The 26,901-nt window shown below is 72.2% G+C and carries 29 protein-coding genes and 1 pseudogene; 13 read left to right on the top strand and 17 right to left on the bottom strand.

Translation table 11 applies throughout. The features are described 5' to 3' along the window. Positions 1-38 precede the first annotated feature (38 nt). From QSK37_RS23560 to QSK37_RS23570, 3 genes are all read right to left on the bottom strand, one after another. Positions 39-581: a helix-turn-helix domain-containing protein gene (locus QSK37_RS23560; protein WP_285624886.1), complete on the bottom strand. Its 543-nt coding sequence runs from the start codon at positions 579-581 to the stop codon at positions 39-41. 189 nt (positions 582-770) lie between these two features. Beyond that, positions 771-1,340, bottom strand: a complete 570-nt coding sequence (locus tag QSK37_RS23565) for a dienelactone hydrolase family protein (protein ID WP_285624888.1) — start codon at positions 1,338-1,340, stop codon at positions 771-773. A gap of 32 nt (positions 1,341-1,372) precedes the next feature. Beyond that, complete coding sequence (locus tag QSK37_RS23570; protein WP_285624891.1) at positions 1,373-2,236, bottom strand: thermonuclease family protein; 864 nt, start codon at positions 2,234-2,236, stop codon at positions 1,373-1,375. Between the two features lie 338 nt (positions 2,237-2,574). Here QSK37_RS23570 and QSK37_RS23575 point away from each other — a divergent pair, with 338 nt between their 5' ends. Both QSK37_RS23575 and QSK37_RS23580 read left to right on the top strand, forming a co-directional pair. Beyond that, positions 2,575-2,958, top strand: a complete 384-nt coding sequence (locus QSK37_RS23575) for a RidA family protein (protein WP_285583418.1) — start codon at positions 2,575-2,577, stop codon at positions 2,956-2,958. A gap of 40 nt (positions 2,959-2,998) precedes the next feature. Continuing rightward, positions 2,999-3,934, top strand: coding sequence for a sulfotransferase family protein (locus QSK37_RS23580; RefSeq protein ID WP_285583420.1), 936 nt, complete (start codon positions 2,999-3,001; stop codon positions 3,932-3,934). A 188-nt stretch (positions 3,935-4,122) separates the two neighbouring features. On the opposite strand, the gene QSK37_RS23585 is transcribed toward QSK37_RS23580, so the two are convergent. The 3 genes from QSK37_RS23585 to QSK37_RS23595 are packed head-to-tail and all read right to left on the bottom strand — an operon-like array spanning position 4,123 to position 7,020. Beyond that, a complete protein-coding gene (locus QSK37_RS23585) occupies positions 4,123-4,545 on the bottom strand; it encodes a hypothetical protein (protein ID WP_285583422.1) in 423 nt (140 codons plus the stop codon). A gap of 42 nt (positions 4,546-4,587) precedes the next feature. After that, on the bottom strand, positions 4,588-5,052 hold the full coding sequence (locus QSK37_RS23590; RefSeq protein ID WP_285624895.1) for a hypothetical protein: 465 nt from the start codon (positions 5,050-5,052) through the stop codon (positions 4,588-4,590). A 60-nt stretch (positions 5,053-5,112) separates the two neighbouring features. Next, positions 5,113-7,020, bottom strand: coding sequence for an ABC transporter ATP-binding protein (locus QSK37_RS23595; protein WP_285624958.1), 1,908 nt, complete (start codon positions 7,018-7,020; stop codon positions 5,113-5,115). Positions 7,021-7,236: 216 nt separating this feature from the next. Between QSK37_RS23595 and QSK37_RS23600 the strand changes: the two genes are divergently transcribed. Continuing rightward, positions 7,237-8,007, top strand: a complete 771-nt coding sequence (locus QSK37_RS23600) for an SDR family NAD(P)-dependent oxidoreductase (protein ID WP_285624897.1) — start codon at positions 7,237-7,239, stop codon at positions 8,005-8,007. Here the strand turns inward: QSK37_RS23600 and QSK37_RS23605 are convergent. The 6 genes from QSK37_RS23605 to QSK37_RS23630 form a co-directional block, all read right to left on the bottom strand. Beyond that, entirely contained in the window at positions 8,004-8,378 is a 375-nt protein-coding gene (locus QSK37_RS23605; RefSeq protein WP_285624899.1) for a response regulator, read from the bottom strand. The genes QSK37_RS23600 and QSK37_RS23605 overlap by 4 nt on opposite strands. A gap of 16 nt (positions 8,379-8,394) precedes the next feature. Beyond that, positions 8,395-9,528: a glutathione-independent formaldehyde dehydrogenase gene (locus tag QSK37_RS23610; RefSeq protein WP_285624902.1), complete on the bottom strand. Its 1,134-nt coding sequence runs from the start codon at positions 9,526-9,528 to the stop codon at positions 8,395-8,397. 144 nt (positions 9,529-9,672) lie between these two features. Next, positions 9,673-9,894, bottom strand: coding sequence for a hypervirulence associated TUDOR domain-containing protein (locus QSK37_RS23615; RefSeq protein WP_285624904.1), 222 nt, complete (start codon positions 9,892-9,894; stop codon positions 9,673-9,675). Positions 9,895-9,989: 95 nt separating this feature from the next. Beyond that, on the bottom strand, positions 9,990-10,772 hold the full coding sequence (locus QSK37_RS23620) for an enoyl-CoA hydratase/isomerase family protein (RefSeq protein ID WP_285624906.1): 783 nt from the start codon (positions 10,770-10,772) through the stop codon (positions 9,990-9,992). A gap of 161 nt (positions 10,773-10,933) precedes the next feature. Beyond that, positions 10,934-11,146 carry a helix-turn-helix domain-containing protein gene (locus QSK37_RS23625; RefSeq protein ID WP_285583432.1) on the bottom strand — a complete coding sequence of 71 codons (213 nt, stop codon included), beginning with the start codon at positions 11,144-11,146 and terminating at the stop codon, positions 10,934-10,936. 126 nt (positions 11,147-11,272) lie between these two features. Then, positions 11,273-12,871, bottom strand: coding sequence for an ABC-F family ATP-binding cassette domain-containing protein (locus QSK37_RS23630; RefSeq protein ID WP_285583435.1), 1,599 nt, complete (start codon positions 12,869-12,871; stop codon positions 11,273-11,275). A gap of 226 nt (positions 12,872-13,097) precedes the next feature. Between QSK37_RS23630 and QSK37_RS23635 the strand changes: the two genes are divergently transcribed. From QSK37_RS23635 to QSK37_RS23680, 10 genes are all read left to right on the top strand, one after another. Next, on the top strand, positions 13,098-13,901 hold the full coding sequence (locus QSK37_RS23635) for a universal stress protein (protein WP_285624909.1): 804 nt from the start codon (positions 13,098-13,100) through the stop codon (positions 13,899-13,901). 70 nt (positions 13,902-13,971) lie between these two features. Further along, on the top strand, positions 13,972-14,223 hold the full coding sequence (locus QSK37_RS23640; protein ID WP_285624911.1) for a hypothetical protein: 252 nt from the start codon (positions 13,972-13,974) through the stop codon (positions 14,221-14,223). Between the two features lie 94 nt (positions 14,224-14,317). Then, the gene (locus QSK37_RS23645) at positions 14,318-15,445 is read left to right on the top strand and encodes a DUF2330 domain-containing protein (RefSeq protein ID WP_285624913.1); all 1,128 of its coding nucleotides are present in this window, start codon (positions 14,318-14,320) and stop codon (positions 15,443-15,445) included. Positions 15,446-15,547: 102 nt separating this feature from the next. After that, on the top strand, positions 15,548-15,943 hold the full coding sequence (locus QSK37_RS23650) for an ABC transporter permease (protein WP_285624915.1): 396 nt from the start codon (positions 15,548-15,550) through the stop codon (positions 15,941-15,943). A 233-nt stretch (positions 15,944-16,176) separates the two neighbouring features. Continuing rightward, on the top strand, positions 16,177-17,340 hold the full coding sequence (locus QSK37_RS23655) for an EAL domain-containing protein (RefSeq protein ID WP_285624917.1): 1,164 nt from the start codon (positions 16,177-16,179) through the stop codon (positions 17,338-17,340). Between the two features lie 55 nt (positions 17,341-17,395). After that, entirely contained in the window at positions 17,396-17,830 is a 435-nt protein-coding gene (locus QSK37_RS23660) for a MarR family winged helix-turn-helix transcriptional regulator (protein ID WP_285624919.1), read from the top strand. Continuing rightward, positions 17,827-19,500: an MFS transporter gene (locus QSK37_RS23665; protein WP_285624921.1), complete on the top strand. Its 1,674-nt coding sequence runs from the start codon at positions 17,827-17,829 to the stop codon at positions 19,498-19,500. Before QSK37_RS23660 ends, QSK37_RS23665 begins: the two co-directional genes overlap by 4 nt. Further along, on the top strand, positions 19,497-20,234 hold the full coding sequence (locus QSK37_RS23670; RefSeq protein ID WP_285624923.1) for a dienelactone hydrolase family protein: 738 nt from the start codon (positions 19,497-19,499) through the stop codon (positions 20,232-20,234). Before QSK37_RS23665 ends, QSK37_RS23670 begins: the two co-directional genes overlap by 4 nt. Before the next feature lie 10 nt (positions 20,235-20,244). After that, complete coding sequence (locus QSK37_RS23675) at positions 20,245-20,523, top strand: DUF6295 family protein (protein ID WP_285583451.1); 279 nt, start codon at positions 20,245-20,247, stop codon at positions 20,521-20,523. 361 nt (positions 20,524-20,884) lie between these two features. Continuing rightward, complete coding sequence (locus QSK37_RS23680) at positions 20,885-21,400, top strand: hypothetical protein (protein ID WP_285624925.1); 516 nt, start codon at positions 20,885-20,887, stop codon at positions 21,398-21,400. Between the two features lie 43 nt (positions 21,401-21,443). Here the strand turns inward: QSK37_RS23680 and QSK37_RS23685 are convergent, their stop codons facing one another. From QSK37_RS23685 to QSK37_RS23705, 5 genes and pseudogenes are all read right to left on the bottom strand, one after another. Then, positions 21,444-22,982 (bottom strand): aldehyde dehydrogenase family protein, encoded by a 1,539-nt coding sequence (locus tag QSK37_RS23685; protein WP_285624927.1) that lies wholly within the window; start codon positions 22,980-22,982, stop codon positions 21,444-21,446. Positions 22,983-23,007: 25 nt separating this feature from the next. After that, positions 23,008-24,708 (bottom strand): glyoxylate carboligase, encoded by a 1,701-nt coding sequence (gene gcl, locus QSK37_RS23690; RefSeq protein WP_432705591.1) that lies wholly within the window; start codon positions 24,706-24,708, stop codon positions 23,008-23,010. A gap of 14 nt (positions 24,709-24,722) precedes the next feature. After that, positions 24,723-25,607, bottom strand: a complete 885-nt coding sequence (locus tag QSK37_RS23695; protein WP_432705585.1) for a 2-hydroxy-3-oxopropionate reductase — start codon at positions 25,605-25,607, stop codon at positions 24,723-24,725. Beyond that, a complete protein-coding gene (locus QSK37_RS23700; RefSeq protein ID WP_285624934.1) occupies positions 25,604-26,413 on the bottom strand; it encodes a hydroxypyruvate isomerase family protein in 810 nt (269 codons plus the stop codon). Before QSK37_RS23700 ends, QSK37_RS23695 begins: the two co-directional genes overlap by 4 nt. Positions 26,414-26,455: 42 nt before the next feature. Then, a pseudogene (locus QSK37_RS23705) lies at positions 26,456-26,901 on the bottom strand (succinate--CoA ligase subunit alpha); the annotation flags it as partial.

Consider the following 26,901-nt stretch of genomic DNA (forward strand, 5'->3'; position numbering starts at 1 on the left):
TCGTGCCGCCTCCGCGGACGCCGGGCGGCGTCCCCACGCTATGCCCCGGTGACGCGGCCCCACGAATCCGGGGCCGTGCGCAGGTGGGGAAGCCCGCCGGAGAGCTCTCGCACGCGGTCGAGCACCCGTCGCGCGTACGCTTCGTCGGTCTCGATCTCAGTGAGCGGCACGACCGGCAACCTGGCGCGGGTCAAGAGCGGAACGCGCCGGAAAAGGGAGACCGGTGCCAGGTCCGGCGCGGGAAGATCTTCCAGCTCAACCCAGACCTTCGGGCTGAGTTCCCCGGCCAGCCGCACCCGGAACTCACCGTGCCTGCATCGGTACCGCGCCGGCGGACATTCCGTATCGCGCGGATCAAGGCACGACCCCTGCCAGCTCTGCCACCTGTCGACCCATTGCCGGGCTCCGCCCTTGCTCGCCCGTTCCACCGCCGACACGGTCGCGGCACTGACCCCCGACGCCGTCGCGAGTTGCTTGAGGGTGAGGTCTCGGCCCATGCGAGCGTCGCGGATCAACGCACCCACACGCGGCGCACAAGACGATCGGCCACGCCCCGGCCCGGCAGCGGATTCGGCGTTCACGCCCCAAGGCTCCCCGACGGGTTCCTCGCCTGTCGACCCACGCCGCCCGCCTGTGGACGACCCGGCTCTGGGGGTCGGTAGTCCTCGAAGACCCCGCCTCCTCGTGCCTGGGTCCCCCGCCCGCCGCCGCGGATTCGGGATCTCACCCTTCCGGGGGGTCGGCACCCCGAACGTCCGACGGCGCGGCGGTCACAGTCCCTGGAGGAAGGCGAGGGCGCGTTCCCAGGCCTTTCGTGCCGACGGCTCGTCGTGGTCGGCCAGGTCCGGGTCGGTGAACAGGTGGCCCGCGCCCGGGTAGCGGAACAGTTCGGCGCGCGCGCCGGCGCGGCGCATCCCCTCCTGCCACTCCCCCAGCCAGTCGGCAGGTTCCCACTCGTCCGGGTCGGCGACGTGCAGCTGCACGGGCAGGCCGGGGACGGCCGTGCCCTCCGGGACCTCCGCGGTGCCGTGCATCAGCAGCAGCCCCCGCGCGCCGCCGCCCAGCGCGAGGCGCTGGGCCAGGCTCGCGCCGAGGGAGAGGCCCGCGTACACCGTGCTCTCCCCCGCGTACGGCGCGGCCGCGGCGGCCGCGCGCCGGGCCAGTTCCTCCGGGCCGATCTCGTCCCTGATCTTCAGGCCGGTCTCGGCGTCGTCCGCCGTGCGGCCGTCGTACAGGTCGGGGACCACGACCTCGTGCCCGGTGGTGGCACGGATGCGGGCCGCGGCGTCGAGCACCGCGGCCCGCAGGCCGTACATCGAATGCAGCAGAACAACGGTCATCCCGCCATCGTGGCAGCCCCGCGTGACCGCGGTCACGCCTCGATGAACACCAGATCCTCGGGCGGGTGGGTGAGCCGGATCTTCTGGCCGGACACGGCGGTGACGGTGTCCAGGCCGGTCGCGTGCGCCTCGGAGATGACGAACAGGCGGTCGTTCCGTGCGGCGAGGAAGGCCGTGAACCGGTCGAGGGACACGTCGCCGGCGCCCAGGGCCAGGTAGTCCACGAGCCGGCGGAACAGCTTCGGCAGGATCACGATGTGGTCGTCCAGGTCGGCCAGGCTGGTCACGGTCGCGCCGCTCGTGGTCGCGTCGCCGCTCCACACGCCGTGCCCCTCGGCGCGTGCGGCCTGGGCGGCGGTGGTCAGCTCGGCGCGCAGGTCGGGGTACAGCTTGCTGTAGAACGTCGGGTACACCAGCCCCTCGGAGAGCAGCCGGTGGTTCACGCTCTCGCGCACCGTCGCCGCGGTGGCCCGCACCTGCGCGAGATCGGTCTCCTCGCTCGCGCCCGCGTACGCGAACGCCACCGGCCGCCCGTACTTGTCGGCGAAGCGGGTCAGGATGTAGCCGGGCGTCTCGTCCGGCGTGGCGCTCGTGACGGTCTCCCGCTCCCGCTTGACGTCGCTGAAGCCCAGCAGGGCCAGCAGCCGGTCGGCGGCCGCGTGTGCGAGCGGGAGCGGCTGGTGCTGGGTGAAGCCCCCGTGGCCGTGCGGCGTGTAGTGCGTCTCCAGCGCGTCGATCGCGTCGAGTCGCAGCTGCACGCTGCCGACGGCGCTGAGATGCGCGTTCATGCGCAGTTTGACGAACGCCTCCGCGTCGTCGGGGAAGAAGTGGATCGAGTCACCATCGGGCTGGCTGTGCAGGATCCGGTAGGAACCTTTGATCAGGCGTAGCGGCATCATCGCCCCCCTCCGCGCGGCGGCGTTCACCGCCGCGCACGTGCCCCCGACACCGGCGGCCAGCGCCGGCGTCTGCGATCGGCCGAGTCAACCAGCCGGAGCGGGCGTGATCTCGTACCCGCGCCGGTATCCGCAGGTCAGGGCCTGGCAAAGGTCTGTCCGGGTGGCGCCGGGGCGGTGATCGCCCTCGCCGTGTCACCGGCATCGGAAGGGCCGCGGGCGGGGCGGACGGGCATCGGCCCGGCGTGACCATGAAGGTCCCGAAGTCAGTACCATCCCTCTAGGAGCGCCGACGGCGCCGGGGCCATCCGGCCGGTGCCAAGAGATGAGTAACCCGCATGAGTGACAAGATCGCTTTTCACACCGCGAAGGCTCCCCGGCCGGCCGCGGCGTACAGCCAGGGCGTCCGCAAGGGCGGCATCCTCCAGGTCGCCGGTCAGGTCCCGGTCGACCCCGCCACCGGGATCGTCGTCGGCGAGACCGTGGGCGAGCAGACCCGCCAGGCGCTGGAGAACGTCCGGGCGGTGCTGGAGGAGGCCGGCTCCGGCTTCGACGACGTTCTGATGCTGCGGGTCTACCTCACGCGCCGGGAGGACTTCGCGGAGATGAACGCGGTGTACGAGGACTATGTCCGCGAGCCCTACCCCGCGCGTACGACGGTGTTCGTCGGGCTGGCCGAGGGTCTGCTCGTCGAGATCGACGCGCTCGCGGTCGTCGGCTGACGAGCGCCCGCGTAGCGGCCCCGCCCGAGGTGACACGCTGGTGACACCCCCGCGTTCCACGTCTCCGCACATCCTGGTGGTGAACGGCACCAAGGTCCGGCGCCCGGTCTTCCTGCTCGGCGCGCCCCATTCGGGCACGGATCTGGTCGCCCGCGCGATCCGGCACTCGACGGCCTTCCACCTGACGATGGGCCGTCCCAACGTGGTGCGTACGGTCTACGCGTTCGCCCGCCGCCCCTCGATCGCGAGCGAGCGGGGCGCGGGCGCCGCCCGGGTGATGCGCGACGCGTACGCGCAGAGCTGGCAGGTCACCCCGGACGGGTGCGGTGAGTGCCCGGCGCAGTGCCGTGACCTGGGGCGGCTCGGCCCCGACGGCGTCTGCGCCGACCCGCGCGGCATCCAGCGGTTCGCCGACGCGACACCCGACCTGATCTACAGCGCCGACGTCATCCTGGACGCCTTCCCCGACGCGCAGCTGATCCAGGTGATCCGCGACGGCCGTGACGTCGTCGCCGGGATGGTCTCCGACGAGCGCTGCCTCGCGTGGTTCCGTCCCGGCTTCGCCAACCTGGACGAGGTGTTCCCCAACGCCTTCCTCGGCGTCGAGGACGAGACCGAGCGCGCGCGCTGGCCGCGGGCGGGCGTGGCGGTCAAGTGCGCGCTGCGCTGGCGCGGGTCGATCCGGCTCAGCGCCCGGCTGCGCGCCCAGACGCCCGACGAACAGCTGTTCACCATCCGCTACGAGGATCTGGTCACGCGCACCCGCGAGATCCTGGGCGACATCTCCGACTACCTCGGGCAGCGGATCGCCAAGAGCGCGCTGCACGGCGTCGGCGACGACGACATCGGCATGTGGCAGGACCACCTCACGCCCAAGCAGGTCACCCAGGTGGAGAAGATCGCCGGCGCGGAGCTCCGCCGGCTCGGCTACCGGCCGAGCGGACGCGAATGGCCGACGGCCGGCACCCGTTCGTAGCTCCAGCCGATCACCAGACCGGCCGCGCCGCAACCGACGAGGAGCGCGGCGAACCGCCGGACCCCGCGTTTCGTCCTGCTCATCGCACTCACTCCGCGGTGAAGAGAATCGCCTGCCGCCTCCCAGGGTGAGCCGGGCACGCGACAAGGATGTGGACTCGAGAATGCGCCTGCGTTAAGTCCGCGCGCTCACTTCGTGCGCCAGCGCGGCCGGGTCTCGCCGGCCTTCTTGGTGCACGTCAGCTTCTTGCCCGTGGCGGCCTTGGCGGTCGCCCCGGCCCGCGAGCAGTACTCGCCGGCGCGCGGCGCGGTGGTCGACGGAGCCTGCGAGTACCAGCGGGCCTGCTTGTCGCCGGGCTTCTTGAGACACCGGGCCCAGCCGCCGTTCGCGGTCCTGCCCACCACGCCGGTGGCCTTGCAGTAGCCGCCGACCCGTACGGTGCCGGTGACGGTCGCCGAGGCGGACGGCGCGCGTGTCGCGGCCGGCGCATGGTGTCGCGCCCCCGGGCTCGCGCTCTGCGCGACCGTCGCGGCCTTCTTGTTCCCTCCGCACCCGGTGAGCGGCATGACCGCGCTCAGGGCGACGCACGTCAGGACGAGCGGACGATTCATCTGGTCCCCCGATGTCGACGCGCCCCCGCTCCGGTTCGGGGCTCAGGGGCTGAAGTAGTGCTGCATGCGGACGATCCGGCCCTGGCCGTCGAACCAGAGCTCGAACATGTGGGCACGGTCCAGCAGCGGGTGCGACCGCCGGCTCAGCCGTCGCAGGTCGTCGTCGAGCTGCTCCGGGGTCAGCCGGACACCGCGCACGTAGTCGGTGACGCCGTGGTCGACGATCGGCGCCGAAGCACGGATCACCGCTCCGGGCGCGATCGTCAGCGGCAGGTAGCGCCCGACGGACGCCGGGCGTACCGTCTCTGGCCCCCCGTGCCGCACCATGCGGGCCGGCGCGAACAGCACGCGGTCCGGGCCCGGCCCCGCCTGGACGAGGCCGAACACCTTCGAACGGCCCGCGTAGGCCGGGTCCGCGCCGGCCGGCGCTCCGACGAGGAGAAGACCGCACGCCGACCAGACCGCGGCCATCACCCAGCGTGCCCGGGTGATGTACGCAGTGCTCACACCGCTGGGTCTACCCCTGCCCCGTACGCCTCACTCCTCCCGCTTCCGCGGTGCGGTCGCTCAGGCCTGGGGCGCCGCGGCGGGGACGACGTCGTCCGCCCGCTCCTGCCGGGCGAACTGGGTGTGGTACAGCTCGGCGTACAGTCCGCCGCGGTCGAGCAGCTCGTCGTGGCGGCCCCGCTCGAGCACCCGGCCGTCGTCGATCACCAGGATCTGGTCGGCCTCGCGGATCGTGGACAGCCGGTGGGCGATGACGATCGACGTACGGCCCGCGAGGGCGGTCTTCAGCGCCCGCTGCACCGCCGCCTCGGATTCGGAGTCCAGGTGCGCGGTCGCCTCGTCCAGCACCACGACCGAGGGCGCCTTGAGCAGCAGCCGGGCGATCGCCAGGCGCTGCTTCTCACCGCCGGACAGCCGGTAGCCCCGGTCGCCGACCACGGTGTCCAGGCCGTCCGGCATCTCCGCGACCAGGTCCCAGATCTGGGCCGCTCGCAGCGCCTCGACCAGCTCCTCATCGGTCGCGTCCGGCCGCGCGTACACGAGGTTGGCGCGGATCGAGTCGTGGAACAGGTGCGCGTCCTGGGTGACGACGCCGATGGCGTCGCGCAGCGACTCGAGCGTGGCGTCGCGGACGTCCTGACCGTCGATGCGGACCACGCCGTCCGTGACGTCGTAGAGCCGGGACACGAGCTGGGTGATGGTCGTCTTGCCGGCGCCCGAGGGTCCCACGAGCGCGGTCAGGCCACCCGGTTCGACCCGGAAGTCCACCCCGTGCAGCACCTCACGGCTCGGCGCCGTATCGGTGCGCGCGATCGACTCCAGCGAGGCCAGCGAGACCTCCGCGGCGGCCGGGTAGCGGAAGGTGACGTCGTCGAACTCCACGGCCGGCGCCTCGCCGGTGCGGGGCAGCGGCGTCGCGTCCGGCTTCTCGGCCACCATCGGCGGCAGGTCGAGCACCTCGAAGACCCGGTCGAAGCTGACCAGGGCGGTCATCACGTCGACGTGCACGTTGGACAGCGCGGTGAGCGGGCCGTACATGCGGGTCAGCAGCGTGGCCAGGGCGACGAGGGTGCCGAGCTGGAAGCTGCCGTTCACCACCAGTGACCCGCCGACGCCGTACACCATGGCGGTGGCCAGCGAGGCGACGAGCGTCAGCGCGGTGAAGAACACGCGGCCGTACATGCCCGAGACGACGCCGATGTCGCGGACGCGTGCCGCCCGACCCGCGAACATCGCCGACTCCTCCTCGGGGCGGCCGTACAGCTTGGCGAGCATCGCGCCCGCGACGTTGAACCGCTCGGTCATCAGCGAGCCCATCTCGGCGTCGAGCTGCATCTGCTCTCTGCTGATCTTCTGCAGCCGCCGCCCGACCCACTTGGCCGGGAAGATGAAGATCGGCAACAGGACCAGGGCGATGAGCGTGACCTGCCAGGACAGCACGAGCATCGTGACCAGCACGAGGATCAGGCTGATCACGTTGGAGACCACTGAGGACAAGGTCGTCGTGAGGGCGCGCTGGGCGCCGATGACGTCACTGTTGAGCCGGCTGACCAGCGAGCCGGTCTGGGCGCGCATGAAGAACGCGACCGGCATGCGCTGGACGTGGTCGAAGACCTGGGTCCGCAGGTCGTAGATGAGTCCTTCACCGATGCGCGCGGAGTACCACCGCTGCGCCAGGCCGATCACCGCGTCGAAGAGCGCCAGCACGCCGACGGCGACCGCGAGCCCGACGACCAGGCCGGTCCGGTGCTGCACGATGCCGCGGTCGATGATCGCCTTGAGCAGCAGCGGGTTCGCCACGACGATGACGGCGGCGACCGCGTTCAGAGCCAGGAACAGGACGAGCTCGCGGACGTACGGGCGTGCGTAGCCGGCGATGCGGCGCACCGTGCCCGCCTTCAGGCGCTCCTTGACCACCGAGTTGTCGCGGCGGAACGACATCATCACCATCCAGCCGTTGTCCGGCATTCCCACGGTGATTCCTCCCGGAGGTTAAGACGTAATCATGTAAGCATCGTTGACAACAGGATGCGCGGACGCGTGATTCCCGTCGACACGACCAGCCTGCGCCACGTTAGCGGGCGCCGTCATCGGCCCCCCTGCCGATCCGGGACGGACCCTCCGACCTAGGTCCAGGGAACCCGGTGCGATGATCACTTCATATCGGCAAGCAGTGGAGGAGATGTGGCGAGAGTCTTCATCACCGGTTCGTCGGACGGGCTCGGCCTGATGGCCGGGCGCCTCCTGGTCGAGGAGGGGCACGCGGTCGTGCTCCACGCCAGGAACGACGCACGGGCCGAGGACGCCCGGGCCGCGCTCCCGCAGGCCGAGGCGGTGGTGGTCGGCGACGTCACGACGCTCGCGGCCATGCGCGAGGTCGCGGACCAGGCGAACGGGCGAGGACGGTTCGACGCCGTGATCCACAACGTCGGGCTCGGGTACCGCGAGCCGCGCCGCGTCGAGACCGCCGACGGCCTGTCCCACCTGTGGGCCGTCAACGTGCTCGCGCCCTACGTGCTCACGGCGCTCATGCACCGGCCCGACCGGCTGATCTACCTGAGTTCGGGCATGCACCTCGGCGGCGATCCGAGCCTGGAGGACCTCCAGTGGGCCGGGCGCCCCTGGAACGGCAGCCAGGCCTATTCCGACACCAAGCTCCACGACGTGCTGCTGGCCTTCGGCGTCGCGCGACGCCGGCCCGGGGTGCCGTCGAACGCGGTCAGCCCGGGGTGGGTGGCGACGCGCATGGGCGGTCCGGGCGCGCCAGACGACCTCGACCAGGCGCACCGGACCCAGGTGTGGCTCGCGGTGAGCGACGACCCGGACGCGCGGGAAACCGGCCGTTACCTCTACCACCGCCGGCCCGCGGACCTGCATCCGTCCGCGCGTGACACCGAACTGCAGGACCGTCTCCTCGACTACTGCCGCGACGTGTCCGGCGTCCCCGTGGACTAGACGCTTCCTGCTCCGGCGTTCGTGAGCAGGGTGCGGATGGCGCTGCCGGACAGGCGGGTCTTAGACAGGAAGCCGATCGCCGGGCTGGCCGCGATCAGTTCGGCGAAGTCCGTCTCCACGTAGGTGGAGATCAGGATCACGTGGGGCGGTTCCGGGGCCTGCGCCAGTGCGTCCGCGAGGTCGAAGCCGTGTTCCTCGCCGAGCATGATGTCGACGAGCGCGACGTCGGGACGGAGCCGCTCGGCCTGGCGGAACGCCTCGGCCGAGGTGGTGGCGACGCCGACGACGGCGATTCCGTCGCGCTTGAGCAGATCGCGAGCGACTTGGAGGAAGCGCTCGTTGTCGTCGACGATCAGACAACGGACGGCCATACCCTCAGACTCGCATTCACGGGTGCAGGACGACCTTCGTCCAGCCGCTCTTCCGGACATCGAACTGCTGGTAGCCCTCCGGCGCCTCATCGAGCGGCAGTTCGTGGGACACCACGAAGGACGGGCTGGCCTTGCCGTCGGCGATCAGGTCGCGCAGCCGGCGGTTGTAGGCCTTGACGTTGCACTGGCCCGTGGCCATCGTCTGGCCCTTGAACCAGAACTCGCCGAAGTCGAAGACGATCTTCCCGCGCCGGTAAAGGAGATCCGGCGCCTGCGGATCCTCGCGGACGAAGACGCCGACGACCGCGATCGTGCCGGTGGGCCGCACCGAGGCGATCAGATTGTTCAAGGTGATGCTGGGATGCTCGACGCAGGCGACGTCGTGCGCCTGGAACCCGACGCACTCGCAGCCGCGGTCGGCGCCCTCGCCGCCGGTCAGGTCGAGCACCTGCTCGACCGCCGACGCCTCGCTGTAGTCGATCGGGATCGCCCCGATCTCCTCCGCGAGCCGTAGCCGGTCCGGATGCAGGTCGACCACCAGCACGCGGCCCGCTCCCTTGATGATCGCGGAGTAGGCCGCCATGAGCCCGACCGGCCCCGCCCCGTAGACGACGACGGACTCGCCCGGCCGGAGGCCCGCGAGCTCGGTCACGTGGTAGCCCGTGGGGAAGATGTCCGCGCACATCACATAGTCGATCTCCTTGTCGGGTCTCTCCGGCGGCAGTTCGAGGCACATGAAGTCACCGTGCGGGACACGCAGATACTCCGCCTGGCCGCCGCTGTAGGGACCCATGCCGGCGAACCCGAAGGCCGCGCCCGCGGACGGCGGATTCGTCGTCAGGCAGAACGCCGTCAGCCCGCGCTCGCAGTTCTTGCAGTAGCCGCAGCTGACGTTGAACGGCACGCACACCCGGTCCCCCACACGTACGCGCTCGACGGCCGCGCCGACCTCGATCACCTCGCCGAGGTTCTCGTGCCCCAGCACGCGCCCGGGTTCGATGCTCGTCCGGCCCTCGTACATGTGGAGGTCGGAGCCGCAGATGTTCGTCGTCGTGACCCTGATCAGCACGTCCGTCGGCGCCTCGATCACCGGATCGGCCACCTGATCCACCCGGACGTCCCTCGGGCCGTGATAGACCACCGCTTTCATGGGGCCCCCTTCTCACGGGCGCCGTTCGCGCGCGAACGACTCGCACCCCGCCTACTCGCCACTATCGCACCGGCCGCCCGCATCGCCGCAGGTAGGCCGCTGGTGAGGGAAGGCGACGCGGACCAGGGGCGTCCGCGGCCTCCGTCAGTGCTTCTTCTTCTCGCGAAGCGCGTCCGGCCGGTGCACCGCCGTGCGGCCGGACCTGTCGCTGCGGACCTCGTACTGCGGGTCGTCCGGTGAGGCGTCGACGGTGCGTCCCGCCGCCTCGGTGCGTTCGGTGATCTCCCGCTCGACCTTGCCGTGGGTCTCGCTTCCGTGGCTGCGCCAGGAGACCTCGTCGCCCTTGTGAGGCTTCTTCTTCGTCATCGTCATCTCCCCCGAATCCGGCTCATGCCATGCCCCTACCCGGGCGTGAACCGGATCCACGTCCCGTGCGGGGCCGGCCGAACCGGCGCGGGAGATCAGGAAGACCGCTCGCCGGCGAGCTCGCGCAGCAGGGCGACCTGCTCACGGCGCTCGGCCGCGGACTGCTCCTCCAGCGTGTTGCCCGGGGCTGCGCGCAGCAGGCGCTTGGTCGCCACCGCGGTCGTGGGCCGTACGGCCAGGATCGCCGCGACGAGATCGTCCACCGCCTTGCCCAGGTCGGCGACGGGCACCACCAGCTCGGCGAGCCCGAGCCGGGCGGCCTCGTCGGCGAACACGGTGCGCGCGGTCAGGCAGAGCTCCAGCGCCCGCGGCACGCCGACGATGTCGACGAGCGGCTTGGTGCCGGTCAGGTCGGGCACGATGCCGAGCGCCGGCTCCTTCATCGCGAACTTGACGTCGTCGGCCACGACCCGCAGGTCACAGGCCAGGGCGAGCTGGAAGCCCCCTCCGATGGCGTGGCCGTGCACCGCCGCGATGGAGACGATGTCGGGCCGGCGCAGCCACAGGTAGCCGGCCTGCAGCCCGTGGATGAACTCCTCGTCGCGCGGAGCGAGGGCGTCCTCCCCCGGGACGCCCTCCGCGGTGAACAGGCGCAGGTCGATGCCGGCCGAGAACGCCGGCCCCTCCCCCCGTACGACGACGACCCGCACGCCGTCCGGGAGCGTGTCTCCGATCCGGGCCAGCGTGCGCCACGTGCTGAACGTCAGCGCGTTGCGCCGCTCGGGCCGGGCCAGCGTGATCGTGGCCACGGCTCCCTCGACGGCGAGACGCAGGCCCGCCTGCTCGAATTCGGCATGAGTGATAGAGCCGTCCGCCATGACCGTCCTTTCCTGGTCCGCCCCAAGGGCGGATCGGGCCGCCGTCGTGCCCGACCTTAACGGGTCGGGCACGACGAGCGTCAGACGGTACGGCGCACGGAGCAGAGGGGAGCAGGCGTCAGAGACGGCTCGTGAAACCGTCAGGGCTGCACGACGGCTTCTCAGGCCTTCTTTCCACGGGTCGCTCCACCTCGACCGCGCAGGTTCACGCCGGACTCGGTGAGGATCCGGTGAATGAAGCCGTACGACCGGCCGGTCGCGGCGGCCAGTGCGCGGATGCTCTCACCGGAGTCGTAGCGTTTCTTCAGCTGCTCTGCCAACTTGTCTCTCTCGGCACCGGTCACGCGGGTGCCCTTCTTTAGGGTCTCGGCCACGAGTACCTCCCGTAGTGATGTGGTGACCGCTGCGTTATCCCCCGCCATGATCAGACATTCACGCGCGATCGGCTACCCACTACGCCAGAAAAGATCTGCTTCCTTGCGTACAGGTTGCGTCGCAGGTCAGGCAAGTGCCACGAGATCGGAAAATTCGTCACTCCAAATATCTTCGACACCATCAGGAAGCAAGATCACTCTTTCCGGTTGGAGCGCCTCCACCGCACCCTCATCGTGAGTCACAAGAACGATGGCTCCCGCGTACGAACGGAGGGCCGCGAGGATCTCCTCCCGGCTCGCCGGATCGAGGTTGTTGGTGGGCTCGTCGAGGAGCAGGACGTTGGCGCTGGAGACCACGAGCGTCGCGAGGGCGAGGCGCGTCTTCTCCCCGCCGGACAGCACGCGCGCGGGCTTGTCGACGTCGTCACCGGCGAACAGGAACGAGCCCAGGATCTTGCGCACCTCGACCTCCGGCAGGTCGGGTGCCGCCGAGCGCATGTTCTCCAGGACCGTGCGGTCCAGGTCGAGCGTCTCGTGCTCCTGGGCGTAGTAGCCGAGCCGCAGACCGTGCCCGTCGACCCGCTCCCCCGTGTCGGCCTTCTCGACGCCGGCGAGCAGGCGCAGAAGCGTCGTTTTGCCCGCTCCGTTCAGGCCGAGGACCACCACGCGGCTGCCTCGATCAACGGCCAAATCGACATCCGTGAAGACTTCCAACGAACCGTACGATTTCGACAAAGCTCGCGCCATGAGCGGCGTTTTGCCACACGGAGCGGGTGCGGGGAAGCGAATCTTGGCGACTTTGTCCGCCCTCCGCTCGTCCTCGACGCCCGCGAGCAGGCGCTGCGCCCGCCGCTCCATCTGCTGGGCGGCCTTGGCCTTCGTGGCCTTGGCGCGCATCTTGTCGGCCTGGGTCTGCAGGGTGCTCGCCTGGCGCTCGGCGTTGGCGCGCTCCCGCCGGCGGCGCCGCTCGTCGGTCTCCCGCTGGGCGAGGTACTTCTTCCAGCCCACGTTGTAGATGTCGATCACATTGCGGTTCGCGTCGAGGTGGAACACCTTGTTGACGACCACGTCGAGCAGCCCGACGTCGTGGCTGATCACGATCAGGCCGCCCTGGTGGCTCTTGAGGAAGTCGCGCAGCCAGCTGATCGAGTCGGCGTCGAGATGGTTCGTCGGCTCGTCGAGGAGCAGCGTGTCGGCGCCGGAGAACAGGATGCGGGCCAGCTCGACGCGGCGCCGCTGGCCGCCGGACAGGGTGCGCAGCGGCTGGCCGAGCACACGGTCGGGCAGGTTGAGGCTGGAGGCGATGGAGGCGGCCTCGGCGTCGGCGGCGTAGCCGCCGAGGACGTGCAGCCGATCCTCCAGCCGGCCGTAGCGGCGGACGGCCTTGTCGCGCTCGGCGCCGTCGGCGGTCGCCATGCGCTCCTCGGCCTCCCGCATCTGCCGGATCACCTCGTCCAGGCCCCGCGCGGACAGGATGCGGTCGCGGGCGAGGACCTCGAGGTCGCCGGTGCGCGGGTCCTGCGGCAGGTAGCCGACCGTGCCCGAGCGGGTCACCTGGCCCGACGCGGGCAGCCCCTCACCGGCGAGCACGCGCGTGAGGGTGGTCTTGCCGGCTCCGTTGCGGCCGACGAGGCCGACCCGGTCGCCGGGGTTGACGCGGAACGAGGCGCCTTCGAGGAGCAGGCGGGCGCCGGCTCGCAGTTCGATGCCTTGGGCAGTGATCACGGTGGAAACGCTCCTGGGGGGCGGGCTGGGGCGACTGCGGACGTCGAAAAGGGCGCCGCCCGTGGCCTCTGCGGCCCGGCCGCGCCCTGGGAGCGCCTGATCAGCTCGCAAGCATGGCGTCAGTCTACGGGAGACGACGACCGGTCACGAACACCCGTCGGACACACGTGCCGGATGAGGCCACCGCGGCCCGCGTCATCCCGGCTTGCGGGGGAATGTTCGAGTCGTGATCCGGGACCACGTGCTGGCGGGGTATGTCGATGACGCGGGGGGCCGCGAGGCGCTGGCGCTCGCGCGGAGCATCGCGGAGGTGACCGGTGCGCGGCTCACGGTGGCCGTGGTGCACTCGCCGGAGCGCGCCGCCTCGGTGGTCGAGGCGCAGGCGGCGCTCGCGCACGCCGCCGCCCTGCTCGAGGAGTTCCCGGCCGACCTCGTGACGCACGAGAGCCGCGGCGCGAGCCGCGGACTGTCGGTGCTGGCGAGCCGGACCGGCGCCGATCTGATCGTGATCGGCTCGCCGCCGGGCGGAGCGCACGGGCGGATCAACCTGGGCGGCACCGCCGACCACCTGCTGCACGCCGCGACCCAGGCGGTGCTGCTCACGCCCCAGGGACACACGCCGTCCGGCGCGCCCGAGCGGATCACCGTGGCGTACGTCCGCCGCCCGCAGTGCGACGAGGCGGTCACGGCGGCCGCGTCCGCAGCGGCGCGGCTGGGCGTGCCGCTGCGGCTGGTCACGCTGGCGCTCGACGGCGCGGACGAGGACCCGCTGCGCGACGACCTGGCGCTGGCGATCAGGACGGCCTCCGAGAGCCACGGGCTGGATCCCGGCGAGGTCCAGGCCGCCGTCGGCACGGGCGACGACGTGGCGGCGGCCGTGGCGGACCTCGACTGGAGCCAGGGCGACCTGCTGGTCTGCGCCAGCAGCGAGGACGCCCCGGTGCACCGGGTGTTCCTCGGCGAGACGGCGTTCAAGGTGGTGCGCGCCGCTCCGTGCCCGGTGGCGGTCCTGCCCCGGGGGCGTACCTGACGTGTGGCGCCGCGCATCGGGGGAACGCGTCCGTTGAGGGGGTTCCGCCGGCCGGGAGAGGGGGTCCGTCATGGCCGGACGCGATGACCGTACGACGTCTGCGAGCCTCCGGCGCGAACTGGAGCTCGTCGAGGCCGAGATCGCGCGGCTGCGGGAGTCGGCGGCGGAGCTCCGACGGCAGATCGGCGAGCGGTGGTTCGACCCGACCGACGAGGCCGAGCGTGCCGCGCTGATCACCGCGGCCGAAGAGCAGGAGGCGCTCGTCGACTCCCTGGAGGCCAGGCGCGAGCAGCTGCGGAAGCGGATCGAGACCGTCGAGTGAGTCACCACGCCGGTGCCGGGCGCGCCGGCCCGGCCGAGTCCGAACCGTGATCCGTGTCCCGCAACGACCCGGCACGGACCGGCGTCTGAGGGACATGCGCATCAGGCATCTCGCTCGTCTCGCCCTCGTGCTGGCCGTCGCCGCCGCCGGTCTCTCACTCATGCGCCCGTCGTGGGCCTGCGGCTGCGGCGCGCTCGTGACCTCTACCAGGTCCGGAGTGAACGTGGCGGACGAGACCTCCATCGTCCGCTACGACGGCGGGCAGGAGGAGATCGTCATGCGGCTGTCGGTGCGCTCGCAGGCCCGGGACGCCGCGTGGCTGATGCCGACGCCGGCGCGGGCGCGGGTGACGCTCGGCGACAGCGCCTGGTTCGACCAGCTGGACCGGCTGACCGAGCCGGCCGTCGTCCGGCACCGGCGGTGGCTGCCGCGCCTCGGCGGCGACACGATGGTCGGCGCCGCGGCGCCGAGGAGGGGTGACGGGGTCGGGGTGCTCGACCGGCAGCGGCTCGGCCCGTTCGAGGTGACCACGCTGTCCGCCGGCGACTCGAGGGCACTGGCCTCGTGGCTGACCGCGCACGGTTACCGCCTCCCCGGGCGCCTGGCCGAGGCACTGAAGCCGTACGTCGCGCGGCACTGGACCTACACCGCGATCAAGCTCGCACCGCGGCAGGGCCGTCTCACCGGTGCGCTGGATCCCCTGCGCGTGACCTTCGCCAGCGATGCCCCGATCTATCCGATCCGGCTGTCCCGGCTGGCCACGTCGCCGCAGTCCGTGCACCTGTACGTCCTCGCGCCGCACCGCGTCTCGGTGTCGGGGCTCGAGGGCGGCATGCTCACCACGTACGCGGGCCGGGTGACGCCCTCGATGGTCGCCTCGCCGGGGCTGCGCGCGATGGTCGGGGACGGTGCCTTCCTCACCGAGGTGGTACGGCACGGCATCCCGCCGTCCGCCTTCACCGACGATCTCCGGCTCGGCTACACGGCCGACACGCCGTACCGGGAGGTGATGGACGTCGACGGCGGTCTCGTCACGTTCCTCGGCGTCCCCGCGTACCTGTGGTTCGTCGTGGGCCTCCTCGTGGTCGTGATCGCCGGCGCCGCGGCGGCCGTGGTCTCGGCCCGGCGCGCGGCGCGCGGACGGCGCGCGAGCGCCGGCGCGGTGCCTCCCGCCGCGGACGGGAACCGCCCGGAGAGCCGTCCCGCCCGGCCGCGGAGCTGAGCCTCCCGGCCCCTCCGCCTTTGCCCTGCGAAAGCCAAATGATGATCTCGGTTGGAGTTCAGGACGGTTTGGCTTTCCCGGCAGGGTGGGAGGACTCCGGGCATGTGGATCGCTCCCGAACGACGGCGCGCGCACCGCTGGATCGCGCCCGTTCTCGCCGTGGCCGCGGGTGTGGCGGTCGGGGCAACCGTGGCACTCCGCGGGCAGACCGAGACGGGGCTGGTGGCCGCCGCCGTCCTGCTGGCGTACGCCCTGCTCCTCGGGGCGAGGGGCGGCGAGGCGTCCGGCGGATCGCACGACACGTTCGGCGCGGCCGGCGGCCGTGGCGGCGGACACACGCGTGCCGCGGCGGCGACCTGCGACGTGCTGGTGGCGGTGATCGTGGCGGCGCTCATCGTGCAGGCGCTGCGGGGCGCGGAGATCTGGGTGCTGGCGGGCCTCGCGGCCATCGCCTGCATCACCTACCTCATCGCCGTCCTGAGCATCAGCTGGTACTAGCGACCCGCCGGTCTCAGCGGCGGCGAACACCCGAAATGCCGGTGAACAGTCCACCAACACTGACAATTCGCTCATAACGTCACGCAGAATCAGTACGTGACCGAGCGAAGCGAGGGAGCCAAAAGGCACAGCACCTTTGGTCACAGGGCCGACGAAGGAGTGCCTGTGACCGAGCGAAGCGAGGGAGCCAAAAGGCACAGCACCTTGGTCACAGGACCGACGAAGGAGGCCCTGTGACGGAGTACGCCGCCTATTCGCGCGGGGCGGAGGGCGCCTTCGCGCGACGCGGCACCGGTGGTCACGCCGCGCCGCCTCCGTCCCCGAACCTCGCGCTCCACCCCGTCATGGACCTGGAGACCGGCACCGTCGTGGCGGTGAGCGCACCCGCGCCCGCCGGCCGGGTCACCGATCTGGAGTCCGACGTCGACCGGGCGATCCTCGCCGCCAACGCCACCACGCAGCGCGAGACCCTGCTGCCGCTCCACGTGGCCCTGCGCGCCGCCACGCTCACCGACGACCGCGGCATTGACCGCCTGCACCAGACGTTCATGAGCATGGGCCGCCGGCCGAGCGGCGTGATCATTTCGGTGAGCGGCCTGTTCGCCGGCATGCCGCCGCAGGAGGCCGTCGCACGGCTCGGCCGGCTGCGGGCCACGGGCTACCTCATCGCGATCGAACGCGCGGCCGACCTGCCGGCGCGCTTCCTCGCCGAGGTCGCGCCGTCCGTACTCGCGCTCGACCCCGAACTGGCCCGGCGCGCGTCGGCGGATCCCCGGCGCGCGGCCCTCGTCGACGCCCTGGTCTCGCTGGGCCGTCGTACGGGCGGCCACGTGCTCGCCCCCGGCGTCGTCCACGACGAGCAGCTGGTCAAGCTGCGCGGCCTCGGCGTACGGCTGGCCCAGGGACCGCTGCTCGCCGCGCCGGACTGGCGGCCGGGCATGCCCGTGACGGTGCGCCTGGGCCCGCGCGAGACCGACCGGCTCGGCCCGCGCGTGACGGAGTTCATGCTGCCCGCGGCCGTCATGGCCGACACCGTGACCGCGGATGAGGTCTTCTCCGCCTTCAACGCCGAACCCACGACGACCAGCGTGGTCCTGGTGGATCCGGCGCAGCGGCCGCGGTACACGGTCGACCGGACGCGGTTCCTGCTCAAGCTCGCCGGGGCGTACGGCCACGCCCTGCACTCGCACAAGCCCGCCGCGCGCCTGGCCGATCAGCCCCGGCCGGTGCCGCGCACCGTACCGGCGATCGCCGCGCTGCGCGCCGCCGGCGACGACACGTCGCGGGTGTACGACGACCTGGTGGTCGTCGACGAGGTCGGCCGCTGCCTGGGCATCGTCCGGGTCGGCGACCTCATCCGCAGCCTCTCGGCCCTGGAGCGGCGAACCGCCTCCTGACGCCACCCGCCCGATTTGTACATACAGCCTTATAAGTCTTAGTTTACGAATTGTGGTGAACGAGGCGGATGAGGACCGTGCGGCCTCCGATCTGCGTGTCGCCCTCGGCCGGGTCGTACGGCGGCTGCGGCAGGCGCACGAGCCCGGAGAGCTGACCCTGTCGGAGGTGTCGGTGCTGTCGCGGCTCGACCGGGACGGCCCCGCGACACCCGGCGCGCTCGCGGGCGGAGAACGGGTGCGGCCCCAGGCGATGGGAACCACGCTGGCGGCGCTCGAACAGCGCGGCCTCGTGGCGCGGATGCCCGACCCGGACGACGGGCGCCGCGTGTCGATGTCGATCACCGAGGACGGCCGCGGGATCCTGCTCGACCGGCGTTCGGCGAGCGTGCGCCGCCTGAGCCGGGCGCTCACGGAGGGGTTCAGCCCCGAGGAGCGACGCCGCCTGATCGAGTGCGTCCCCCTGCTCGACCGGCTGGCGGACAGCCTGTGACGCACGGCGACCGGTACAAGTGGACGGCCCTTTCCAACACCACGCTCGGCGTGCTCATGGCCTCGGTGGACGGCTCCATCGTGATCATCTCGATGCCGGCGATCTTCCGGGGCATCGGGCTGGACCCGCTCTCCCCCGCCAACATCGGCTATCTGCTGTGGATGATCCTCGGCTACCTGCTCGTCGCGGCCGTACTCGTCGTGGCGCTCGGGCGGCTCGGCGACATGTTCGGCCGCGTCCGCCTCTACAACCTCGGCTTCATGATCTTCGCGGTGGCCTCGCTGGCGCTGTCGGTCGACCCCTTCCGCGGCGGGTCGGGGGCGCTGTGGCTGATCGGGTGGCGCGTCGTCCAGGGCGTCGGCGGAGCGATGCTGACGGCCAACTCCGCGGCCATCCTCACCGACGCGTTCCCGCTCGAACAGCGCGGCATGGCGCTCGGCATCAACCAGATCACCGCGCTGGCCGGGCAGTTCCTCGGGCTGCTGGCCGGCGGGCTGCTCGCCGAGATCGACTGGCGCGCGGTGTTCTGGGTCAGCGTGCCGATCGGCGTCTTCGGCACCCTCTGGTCCTACCGCAGCCTGCGCGAGGTCGGCTCGCCGCGCGCGGCGCGGATCGACTGGCTCGGCAACCTCACCTTCGTGTGCGGGGCGCTGGTCCTGCTCGCCTCGATCACGTACGGGATCCAGCCGTACGGCGGGCACGCGACCGGGTGGGCCAACCCCCGGGTGCTCGGCGGGTTGTGCGGCGGCGTACTGCTGCTGGCGGCGTTCTGCGTCGTGGAGACGCGGGTCGCCGAGCCGATGCTGCGCCTCGGGCTGTTCCGGATCCGGGCGTTCGCGGCCGGCAACCTCGCGGCGCTGCTCACCGCGATCGCGCGGGGCGGCATGCAGTTCATGCTGATCATCTGGCTGCAGGGCATCTGGCTGCCGCTGCACGGCTACGACTACGAGCGCACGCCGCTGTGGGCGGGCATCTACATGCTCCCGCTGACCGCCGGTTTCCTCGTGGCGGGCCCGATCTCGGGCTACCTGTCGGACCGGTTCGGCGCCCGGCTGTTCTCCACCGGCGGCCTCGCCGTGGTCTGCGCGGCGTTCGTCGGGCTGCTGTCCCTGCCGGTCGACTTCTCGTTCTGGGCGTTCGCGGCCCTGCTGTTCGCCAGCGGCTTCGGGCAGGGCATGTTCTCGGCGCCGAACACCTCGGCGGTCATGAGCAGCGTGCCGCCCGACCAACGCGGCGTGGCGTCCGGGATGCGGGCGACGTTCCAGAACTCCGGAACCGCGCTGTCGATCGGGGTGTTCTTCTCCCTGATGATCGCGGGCCTGGCGAACTCGCTGCCGCACACCCTGTCGGCCGGGCTGCAGGCCCAGTCGGTGCCCGCGGGCGACGCCACGCGCGTGGCCACCCTGCCGCCGGTCAGTACGCTGTTCGCGGCGTTCCTGGGCGACAACCCGATCGGCCACCTGCTCGGGTCGAACGGCCTGCTGGACGGGCTTCCCGCCGCCAACCGGGCGACGCTCACCGGAAAATCGTTCTTCCCCGAACTCGTCTCCGGGCCGTTCCATCATGGTCTGGTGCTCGTGTTCACCGCCGCCGCCGTCATGGCGGCGATCGCCGCGCTGGCCTCGCTCCTGCGCGGCACCCGATATGTCCATGTTGAGGAGAAAGTATGAGCGACGCGCTCAGGGCCGAGACCGTCACCATCAAGGGGCACAACGACGACGAGATCGAGGCGTACCTCGCCCGGCCGCTGGGCGACGAGCCACGGGGCGGTGTCGTCGTCATCCACCACATGCCCGGCTACGACGAGGCCACCAAGGAGATGGTGCGCAAGTTCGCCGCGCACGGTTACGCCGCGCTCTGCCCGAACTTGTACTCGCGCGAGGCTCCGGGCGCGGACCCGGACGACGCCGCGGCGACCGTCCGCGCGGCCGGCGGCGTGCCGGACGAGCGGCTGGTCGGCGACGTCGACGGCGCCGCCAAGCACCTCAACTCCCTGGAGGGCGCGAACGGCAAGATCGGCGTGATCGGGCACTGCTCCGGCGGCCGGCAGACCTTCCTGTCCGCGTGCTCGCTGCGGATCGACGCCGCGGTGGACTGCTACGGCGCCTTCGTCGTCAACGACCCGCCGGCCGGCATGCCCCCGACCATGAAGCCGATCCTGGGCCTGGCACCGCAGCTGTCCTGCCCGCTGCTCGGCCTGTTCGGCGCCGAGGACAAGTTCCCCTCCCCCGCGGAGACCGCGGAGCTGTCCGCCGAACTGGACCGGCTCGGCAAGGAGCACGAGTTCCACACCTACGAGAACGCCGGGCACGCGTTCTTCGCCGTCGACCGCCCGGCGTACCGGGTGGAGGCCGCCGTGGACGGCTGGGGCAAGATCTTCGACTTCTTCGGCCGCTACCTCTGAGGCGGGGACCATGTGCACCTACCAGACCCACAAGATCGAGATCAGCGGCAGCGGTAAGGCCAAGATGGGCTGGATCAGCCTCAAAGAGGCCGCCGTGTACGTCGACCACCCCGTCCACCTGCAGCAGGACCATTCAGTCAACATCGACTTCATCGACCCGGCGCGGGGACCGTCCGCCCGGGTCGCGGTCGAGCTGACCGAGGAGGCGGCGCTGGCGCTCGCCGACGCGATCCACGAGGCGATCGCCGCCGCCCCGCCCGGCCTCGCCGCCGCGGGCACCCGCTCCTGACAGACCCGCCCGGGAACCCCGCGCCGTCCGGCGGCGGGTTCCCGGGCGGTCTCTGACCGGGCGTCGCCGGTGACCGCGTCTGAAGCGGGTGTACTCACGCCGCGTCGGCTCGCCCGCCCGTCCGCCGCTCGGCCGACGTACGGGTCGTGCGTGCGGGCGAGCCCCGGACGCGGATCGCGGAACGTACACGAGCCGCGCCGTCCGGCCGCGCGTGCATCACCACGCTGCTCCAGCCGACCCTGCTCGGCCGGTCGCGCTCAGAGACGGCCTGGAGCCGTCGGCCGCACGCGGCCGGAAATGTCGTGATTTCGTTGCATTCGCAGCGGTGCACGGTACGGGCGTCGCGCGGGATGATGACACGGTGCGGAACCCACCCGAGGAACACTCCCTTGCGGTGTGGATATGGCCGCGGGCGCTGCCCCTCCGGGAGATCTTCGGCGCCGCGTGGGACGACCCGGACATCCGCACGCGGTTCCTCACGCTCGCCGGCCAGTGGCACACGCGACACCCCTCGCCCCGGCCCGATCCGGGACCCGGTGGCGGACCGCGGCCCGGTCAGTGGATGTGGCACCCGCCCGCGCACAGCATCTACGACTCCCACACCTACGAGGAGGCCGGCGACGACTGGCTGGAGGTCGCGGTCCGGATGGAGAACGCCGACTACTTCCCCGGCCACTGCCGTATCGAGGCCTCGCTGACGGTCGCCTGCCGCTGCGACAGCCCCCATGACCGGCACACGATCGTGGAGACCCGGTGGCGATCCGGCGGCCCGGTGGCCGCGCTGGACGCGCTCACCACGGTGCTGCGCGCCACCGACCAGTGGCTCGCCGACTCCCGCCGTCCCGACTGGTGGCGACGGCACTCCGGACTCACGTGAGCACACGGATGGTCCGGCCGGCCGGACCATCCGTCGTCCCGTCTCATCCGGGCTGGAGCGTGTACGTGAGGAAGTTGCCGGGCAGGCGCTCGTCGGCCGGGCCCTCGGTGACCGCGCGGACGAGCAGTTCGCCGCCCACGAACGCCCCGTGCCACGAGGCGCCCAGCCCGCCGAACAGCTCGTCGCGGTCGCCGCGCGAGCGCGGCTCGCCGATGCCGACCTTGAACGCGCGCACCTCGGCGGCGAGACGCCGCGCCGTCGCCTCGTCGTCGCAGGAGACGCTCGCCACGAGCGCGCCGTTGGAGGCGTTCATCGCGGCCAGCAGCTCCGCCTCGGTGTCGACCAGCACGATCGTGTCGACCGGGCCGAACGGCTCGGCGTGGTGCAGCGGTGAGGAGGGCGGCGGCCCCAGGATCGTCACCGGCGCGAAGTACGCCGACGTGTCCTGGCCGGGCAGGAACCGGCCGTCCGCCGGCGTACCGCGGTGGAGCGGCACTCCGCCGCGCGCGATCGCCTCGTCCACCTGGCCGGCCAGTTCCTTGGCCTTGGCATCGTTGATGAGAGGCCCGAAGTCCAGTTCGGGCAGCGGGTCGTCCGGGTCGTCCACGGCCAGCGGGTGACCGAACCGTACCTGGCCGACGGCCGGCAGGTACGCCGCGAGGAACCGGTCGAACAGGGAGCGCTGCACGACGAACCGCGGGTACGCCGTGCAGCGCTGCTTGGCGTACTCGAACGTCCTGCGGATCTGCCCGGCCAGGCGCGGCCAGTCGGAGTACTCCCACACGCCCCAGCAGTTGAGGCCCTCCTGTTCGAGGACGTGCCGCTTGCCGAGGTCGGCGACGGCCGCGGCCACGTGCGCGCCGGTGTCCCGGCCGCCGACGAAGGAGACGCAGCCGATCTCCGGCGCGCGGACCAGGGCCGCCGACAGCTCGCGGCCGGCCCCGCTGACGAGGGTGACCGGCAGCCCCTCGCTCGCGGCCAGGGCGCACGCGAGGGTGAGGCAGGCGAGACCGCCGTCGGTGGGCGTCTTGGCGATCGCCGCGTTGCCCGCCAGCACCTGCACGAGCATGGCGTGCATGAGCACGCTCATCGGATAGTTCCAGCTCGCGATGTTGCTGACCGGCCCCTCGAGCGGGCGGCGGCCGGCGATCATCCGGTCGATCTCCTCGACGTACCAGCGCACGCCGTCGACGGCGCGGTCGACGTCTGCGGTGGCGAGCCGCCACGGCTTGCCGATCTCCCACACCAGGAGCAGCGCGAGCAGGTCGCGGTGCGCGGCCAGGGCGTCGAGGGCCGCGCCGACCCGCGCCCTGCGCTCGGCCAGCGGCGCGTGCCGCCACTCCCGGTGCCGGTCAAGCGCGGCGCGTACGGCGGCAGCGGCGCCCGCTGCCGGCAGCAGCGGCGGGCCGGCGATCGGCGTGCCGTCCACCGGCGACGTGGCGGGCGCCGGCTCCCCGTCACGTCGCCACCGGCCGCCCCAGCGGTTGCGCACGCGGTCGTCGTCGAACGCCTCGGGCGCGGCCGCCTGGCAGCGCCGGTACGCGTCGGCCCACCCCGTTCCGGGCTTGATGCTCAGAGCCATCATGTTCTCCGCATACTGTATGCACTCATTGGCCGACAAAAAGCGCGGGCTCGGGGACCGGCTCGTACTCCGTGATCGCGTCCAGCGACGCGCCCATCGCCGCGTTCGCCTCGCGCTCGACCATGACCTCGACGAGCACCGGCAGCCGCGCCCGTTCGCTCTCCTCGGCCGCCCACGCGAGCGCCCCGCGGAGGTCGTCCGGGCGCTCGACCCGGCGCGCCGGGCAGCCGAACGCGTCCATGAGCTTGACGTGGTCGACGCCGCCCTCGCCGTAGTGCAGGTCGACGGCGTAATTCATGTCGTACGGGAGCTCCGCCTGGCGGATCAGCCCGAGGTACTCGTTGTTGATCATGACGACGACGAAGGGGATCCGGTACTGCGCCGCGACCGCGATCTCCTCCATCAGGAACTGGAAGGAGTAGTCGCCCGCGACCGCCACGACCGTACGGTCCGGGTGCGCGCACTTGACGCCCATCGCCGCCGGCACCTCCCAGCCGAGCGGCCCGGCCTGCCCGCACACGAGGTAGCGTCGCGGCAGGTACGTGCGCTGGAACTGGCCCGACCAGATCTGGTACAGCCCGATCGCGGTGACGAACGTGGTGTCCGGGCCGAAGAAGTCGTTGAGTTCACGGAAGACGCGCGGCGGCTTGATCGGGACGTCGTCGAAGTCGTCGCGTCGCGGCAGGGCGGCGCGCAGTTCGGCGACCCGGTCCGCCCACTCCCCCGCCGGCCGGGCCGGACCCACCGCGCGCGCCTGGTCCAGCAGCGACGCGAGCGCCGGCCGGGCGTGCCCGACGACGCCCAGGTCCGGCTCGAACACCCGGCCGATCTGCGTCGGCTCGATGTCGACGTGGATGAAGCGCCGGCCGCGCCGGTACGTCTCCAGGTCACCGGTGTGCCGGTCGCCGAACCGTGCCCCGACCGCCAGGACCATGTCGGACTCCAGGAACGCCGCGTTGCCCCACCGGGTCTGGGTCTGGATGCCGGCCATCCCGGCGAACAGCGGATGGTCCTCGGGGAAGGCGCCCTTGCCCATCAGGGTGACCTGCACCGGGATCTGGAGGTACTCGGCCAGCGCCCGCAGTTCGGCGTCCGCTCCCGCGACGATGACGCCGCCGCCGGCGAGGATGAGCGGCCGCTCGGCGGCGAGCAGCATCTCCACCGCCGCCCGCACCGGCTCGGGCCGTGGCGCGGGGACCTCCACCGGCAGGGGGCCGTCGAGGGCCGGGTCGTAGCGGCACTCGCCGCGCTGGACGTCCACGGGCAGGTCGATCAGGACGGGACCCGGGCGGCCCGAGCGCGCCACGCGGAACGCCTCGCGGAACACCCACGGCGCCTGGGCCGGCTCCTTCAGCTGGACCGCCCACTTGCACACCGGCCGCGCGATCTCGACGATGTCGACCGCCTGGAACGCCTCCTGGTGCAGCTTGGCTCGCGGCGCCTGGCCGGTGACGCAGACGATCGGGACCGAGTCGGCGAGCGCGGTGTACAGGCCGGTGATCATGTTGGTGCCCGCCGGGCCGGACGTGCCGACGCAGACACCCACGTTGCCGGTGGCGCGGGCCCACCCGTCGGCGGCGTGCGTGCCGCCCTCCTCGTGCCGCACGGTGACGTGCCGGATCCGGCTGGCGCGCAGCGCGGCGTAGAACGGCAGGATCGCCGCTCCGGGGATGCCGAAGACCGTGTCGACGCCCTCGGACTCCAGGACACGGACGGCCGCCTCCATACAGGGGATCGTGTTCACGCCCGGTCCTTCCCGGAGATGTTCTCGACCACCTTGAGCAGGGCCGAGTGGTCGAGCGAGCCGTGGCCCTGAGAGCGGGCGGCGGCGATGAGCTGGGCGACCAGCCCGGTCATCGGCAGGGCCACGTCCGCCTCGCGGGCGGCCGCGAGGGCGATGCCCATGTCCTTGTGGTGCAGGTCGACGCGGAAGCCGGGGGTGAACTCCCGCTTCACCATCGACTCGCGTTTGAGGTCGAGGACGCGGCTGCCCGCCAGCCCGCCCGCGAGCACGTCCAGGCCGGTACGGCCGTCGACGCCGGAGACCTCCAGCAGCACGAGCGCCTCGGCGACCAGCGCGTACACGCCGCCGACCACGAGCTGGTTGGCGGCCTTGACCGTCTGGCCGGCGCCCGCGGGCCCGACGTGGGCGACCGTGGTGCCGAGCACCTCGAACAGGGGCGCCGCGGCGGCGAAGTCCGCCGCCCCGCCGCCCACCATGATCGACAGTCGTCCTTCGACGGCTCCCGGCTCGCCACCGCTGACCGGCGCGTCCAGTACCCGTACGCCGGCGGCGGCGCCCGCCCGCGCGAGCCGGCGGGCCGTCTCCGGCCGCACCGTGCTCATGTCGATGTAGAGCGTGCCCGGCTGAACGTGCCGCAGGACGCCGTCCGGGCCGAGCGCGACCGCCTCGACGTCCGGCGAGTCGGGGAGCATGGTGATGACCACGTCGGCGTCCGCGACGGCGCCGGCCAGGTCGGCCGCACCGCGGCCGCCCGCCGCCACCAGCCGCTCGACGCGGTCGGCGCCCAGGTCGTGGCCGACGACGGCGTGACCGGCCCGCGCCAGGTTGGCCGCCATCGGGCCGCCCATGACGCCGAGGCCGATGAAACCGATGTTCTTCACGCGTTCTCCTTGCTGGGGAGCCATCCGAAGCTGTCCGCGCTCGGCCCGTCCGGCCGGTACTCCAGGCCGACGAAGCCCGGGTAGCCGGACGCGTCGAGCGCGGCGAACACGTCGCCGTACGGCAGGTCCCCCGTGCCCGGCCGGCCGCGTCCCGGCACGTCGGCGATCTGGACGTGGCCGAAGGAGGCGGCGTGGCGTTCGATGACGGCGATCGGGTCCTCGCCCATCCGGGCGAGGTGGTAGAGGTCGGCCAGGAACGCGACGTTCCCGGTGCCCGCCTGGTCGCGGACGCGGTCGATCACCGCCAGGGCGGTGTCCGTGGACGTCAGCGGATAGCCGGGGTTCTCGTGGGAGTTCAGTGCCTCGACGACGACCGTGGCGTCGCATCGCCGGGCCGCCTCGGCCGCCAGGCCGAGGTTGGTGGCGGCCAGGTCGTCCTGCGCGTGCGGGTCCAGGCCGGGGACCCGGTTCCCGTACAGGGCGTTGAGCACCCGGCAGCCGGTCGCCTCGGCGATCCCGACGGCCACGTCGATGTTCGCGCGGAACCGGCCGGAGTCGTCGGGGCGGGACAGCAGCCCGCGGTCGCCGGCGGCCATGTCGCCGGCGTCGAAGTTCAGCCCGGCCAGGTGGACGCCCGCGTCGCCGAGGGCGCGGAGCAGGGCGTCGACCTCGCGGTCGGCGGGCTCGGGGCCGGCGAAGGGCCACCACAGCTCGACCGCGTCGAACCCGGCGGCCCGTGCCGCCGCCGGCCGTTCGAGGAGCGGTAGTTCGGTGAACAGGATGGACAGGTTGACGTCGAAGCGCATGTCACTCCTCGCGGGCGTCCGGCCGTGGTCAGGCGGTCGTGGTCAGGCGGTCGTGGCGAGGCATTCGCGCATGAGGCGGGCGGTTTCGCTGGGGGTCTTGCCGACCCGGACACCGACCTTCTCCAACGCCTCCTTCTTCGCCTCGGCCGTCCCCGACGACCCCGAAACGATCGCGCCGGCATGCCCCATGGTCTTGCCCTCCGGCGCGGTGAACCCCGCGACATACCCGACCACCGGCTTGGTCACGTTCGCCTCGATGTAGGCCGCCGCACGCTCCTCCGCGTCCCCGCCGATCTCCCCGATCATCACGATCGCGTCGGTCTCCGGATCGGCCTGGAACGCCTCCAAAGCATCGATATGGGTGGTCCCGATCACCGGGTCACCACCGATCCCGATACAGGTGGAGAACCCGATGTCCCGCAGCTCGTACATCATCTGGTACGTCAGCGTCCCCGACTTCGACACCAACCCGATCCGCCCCGGGCTGG

Origin of the sequence: Actinoallomurus iriomotensis, from assembly GCF_030269445.1 — a bacterium.
Classification (GTDB): Bacteria; Actinomycetota; Actinomycetes; order Streptosporangiales; family Streptosporangiaceae; genus Actinoallomurus; species Actinoallomurus iriomotensis.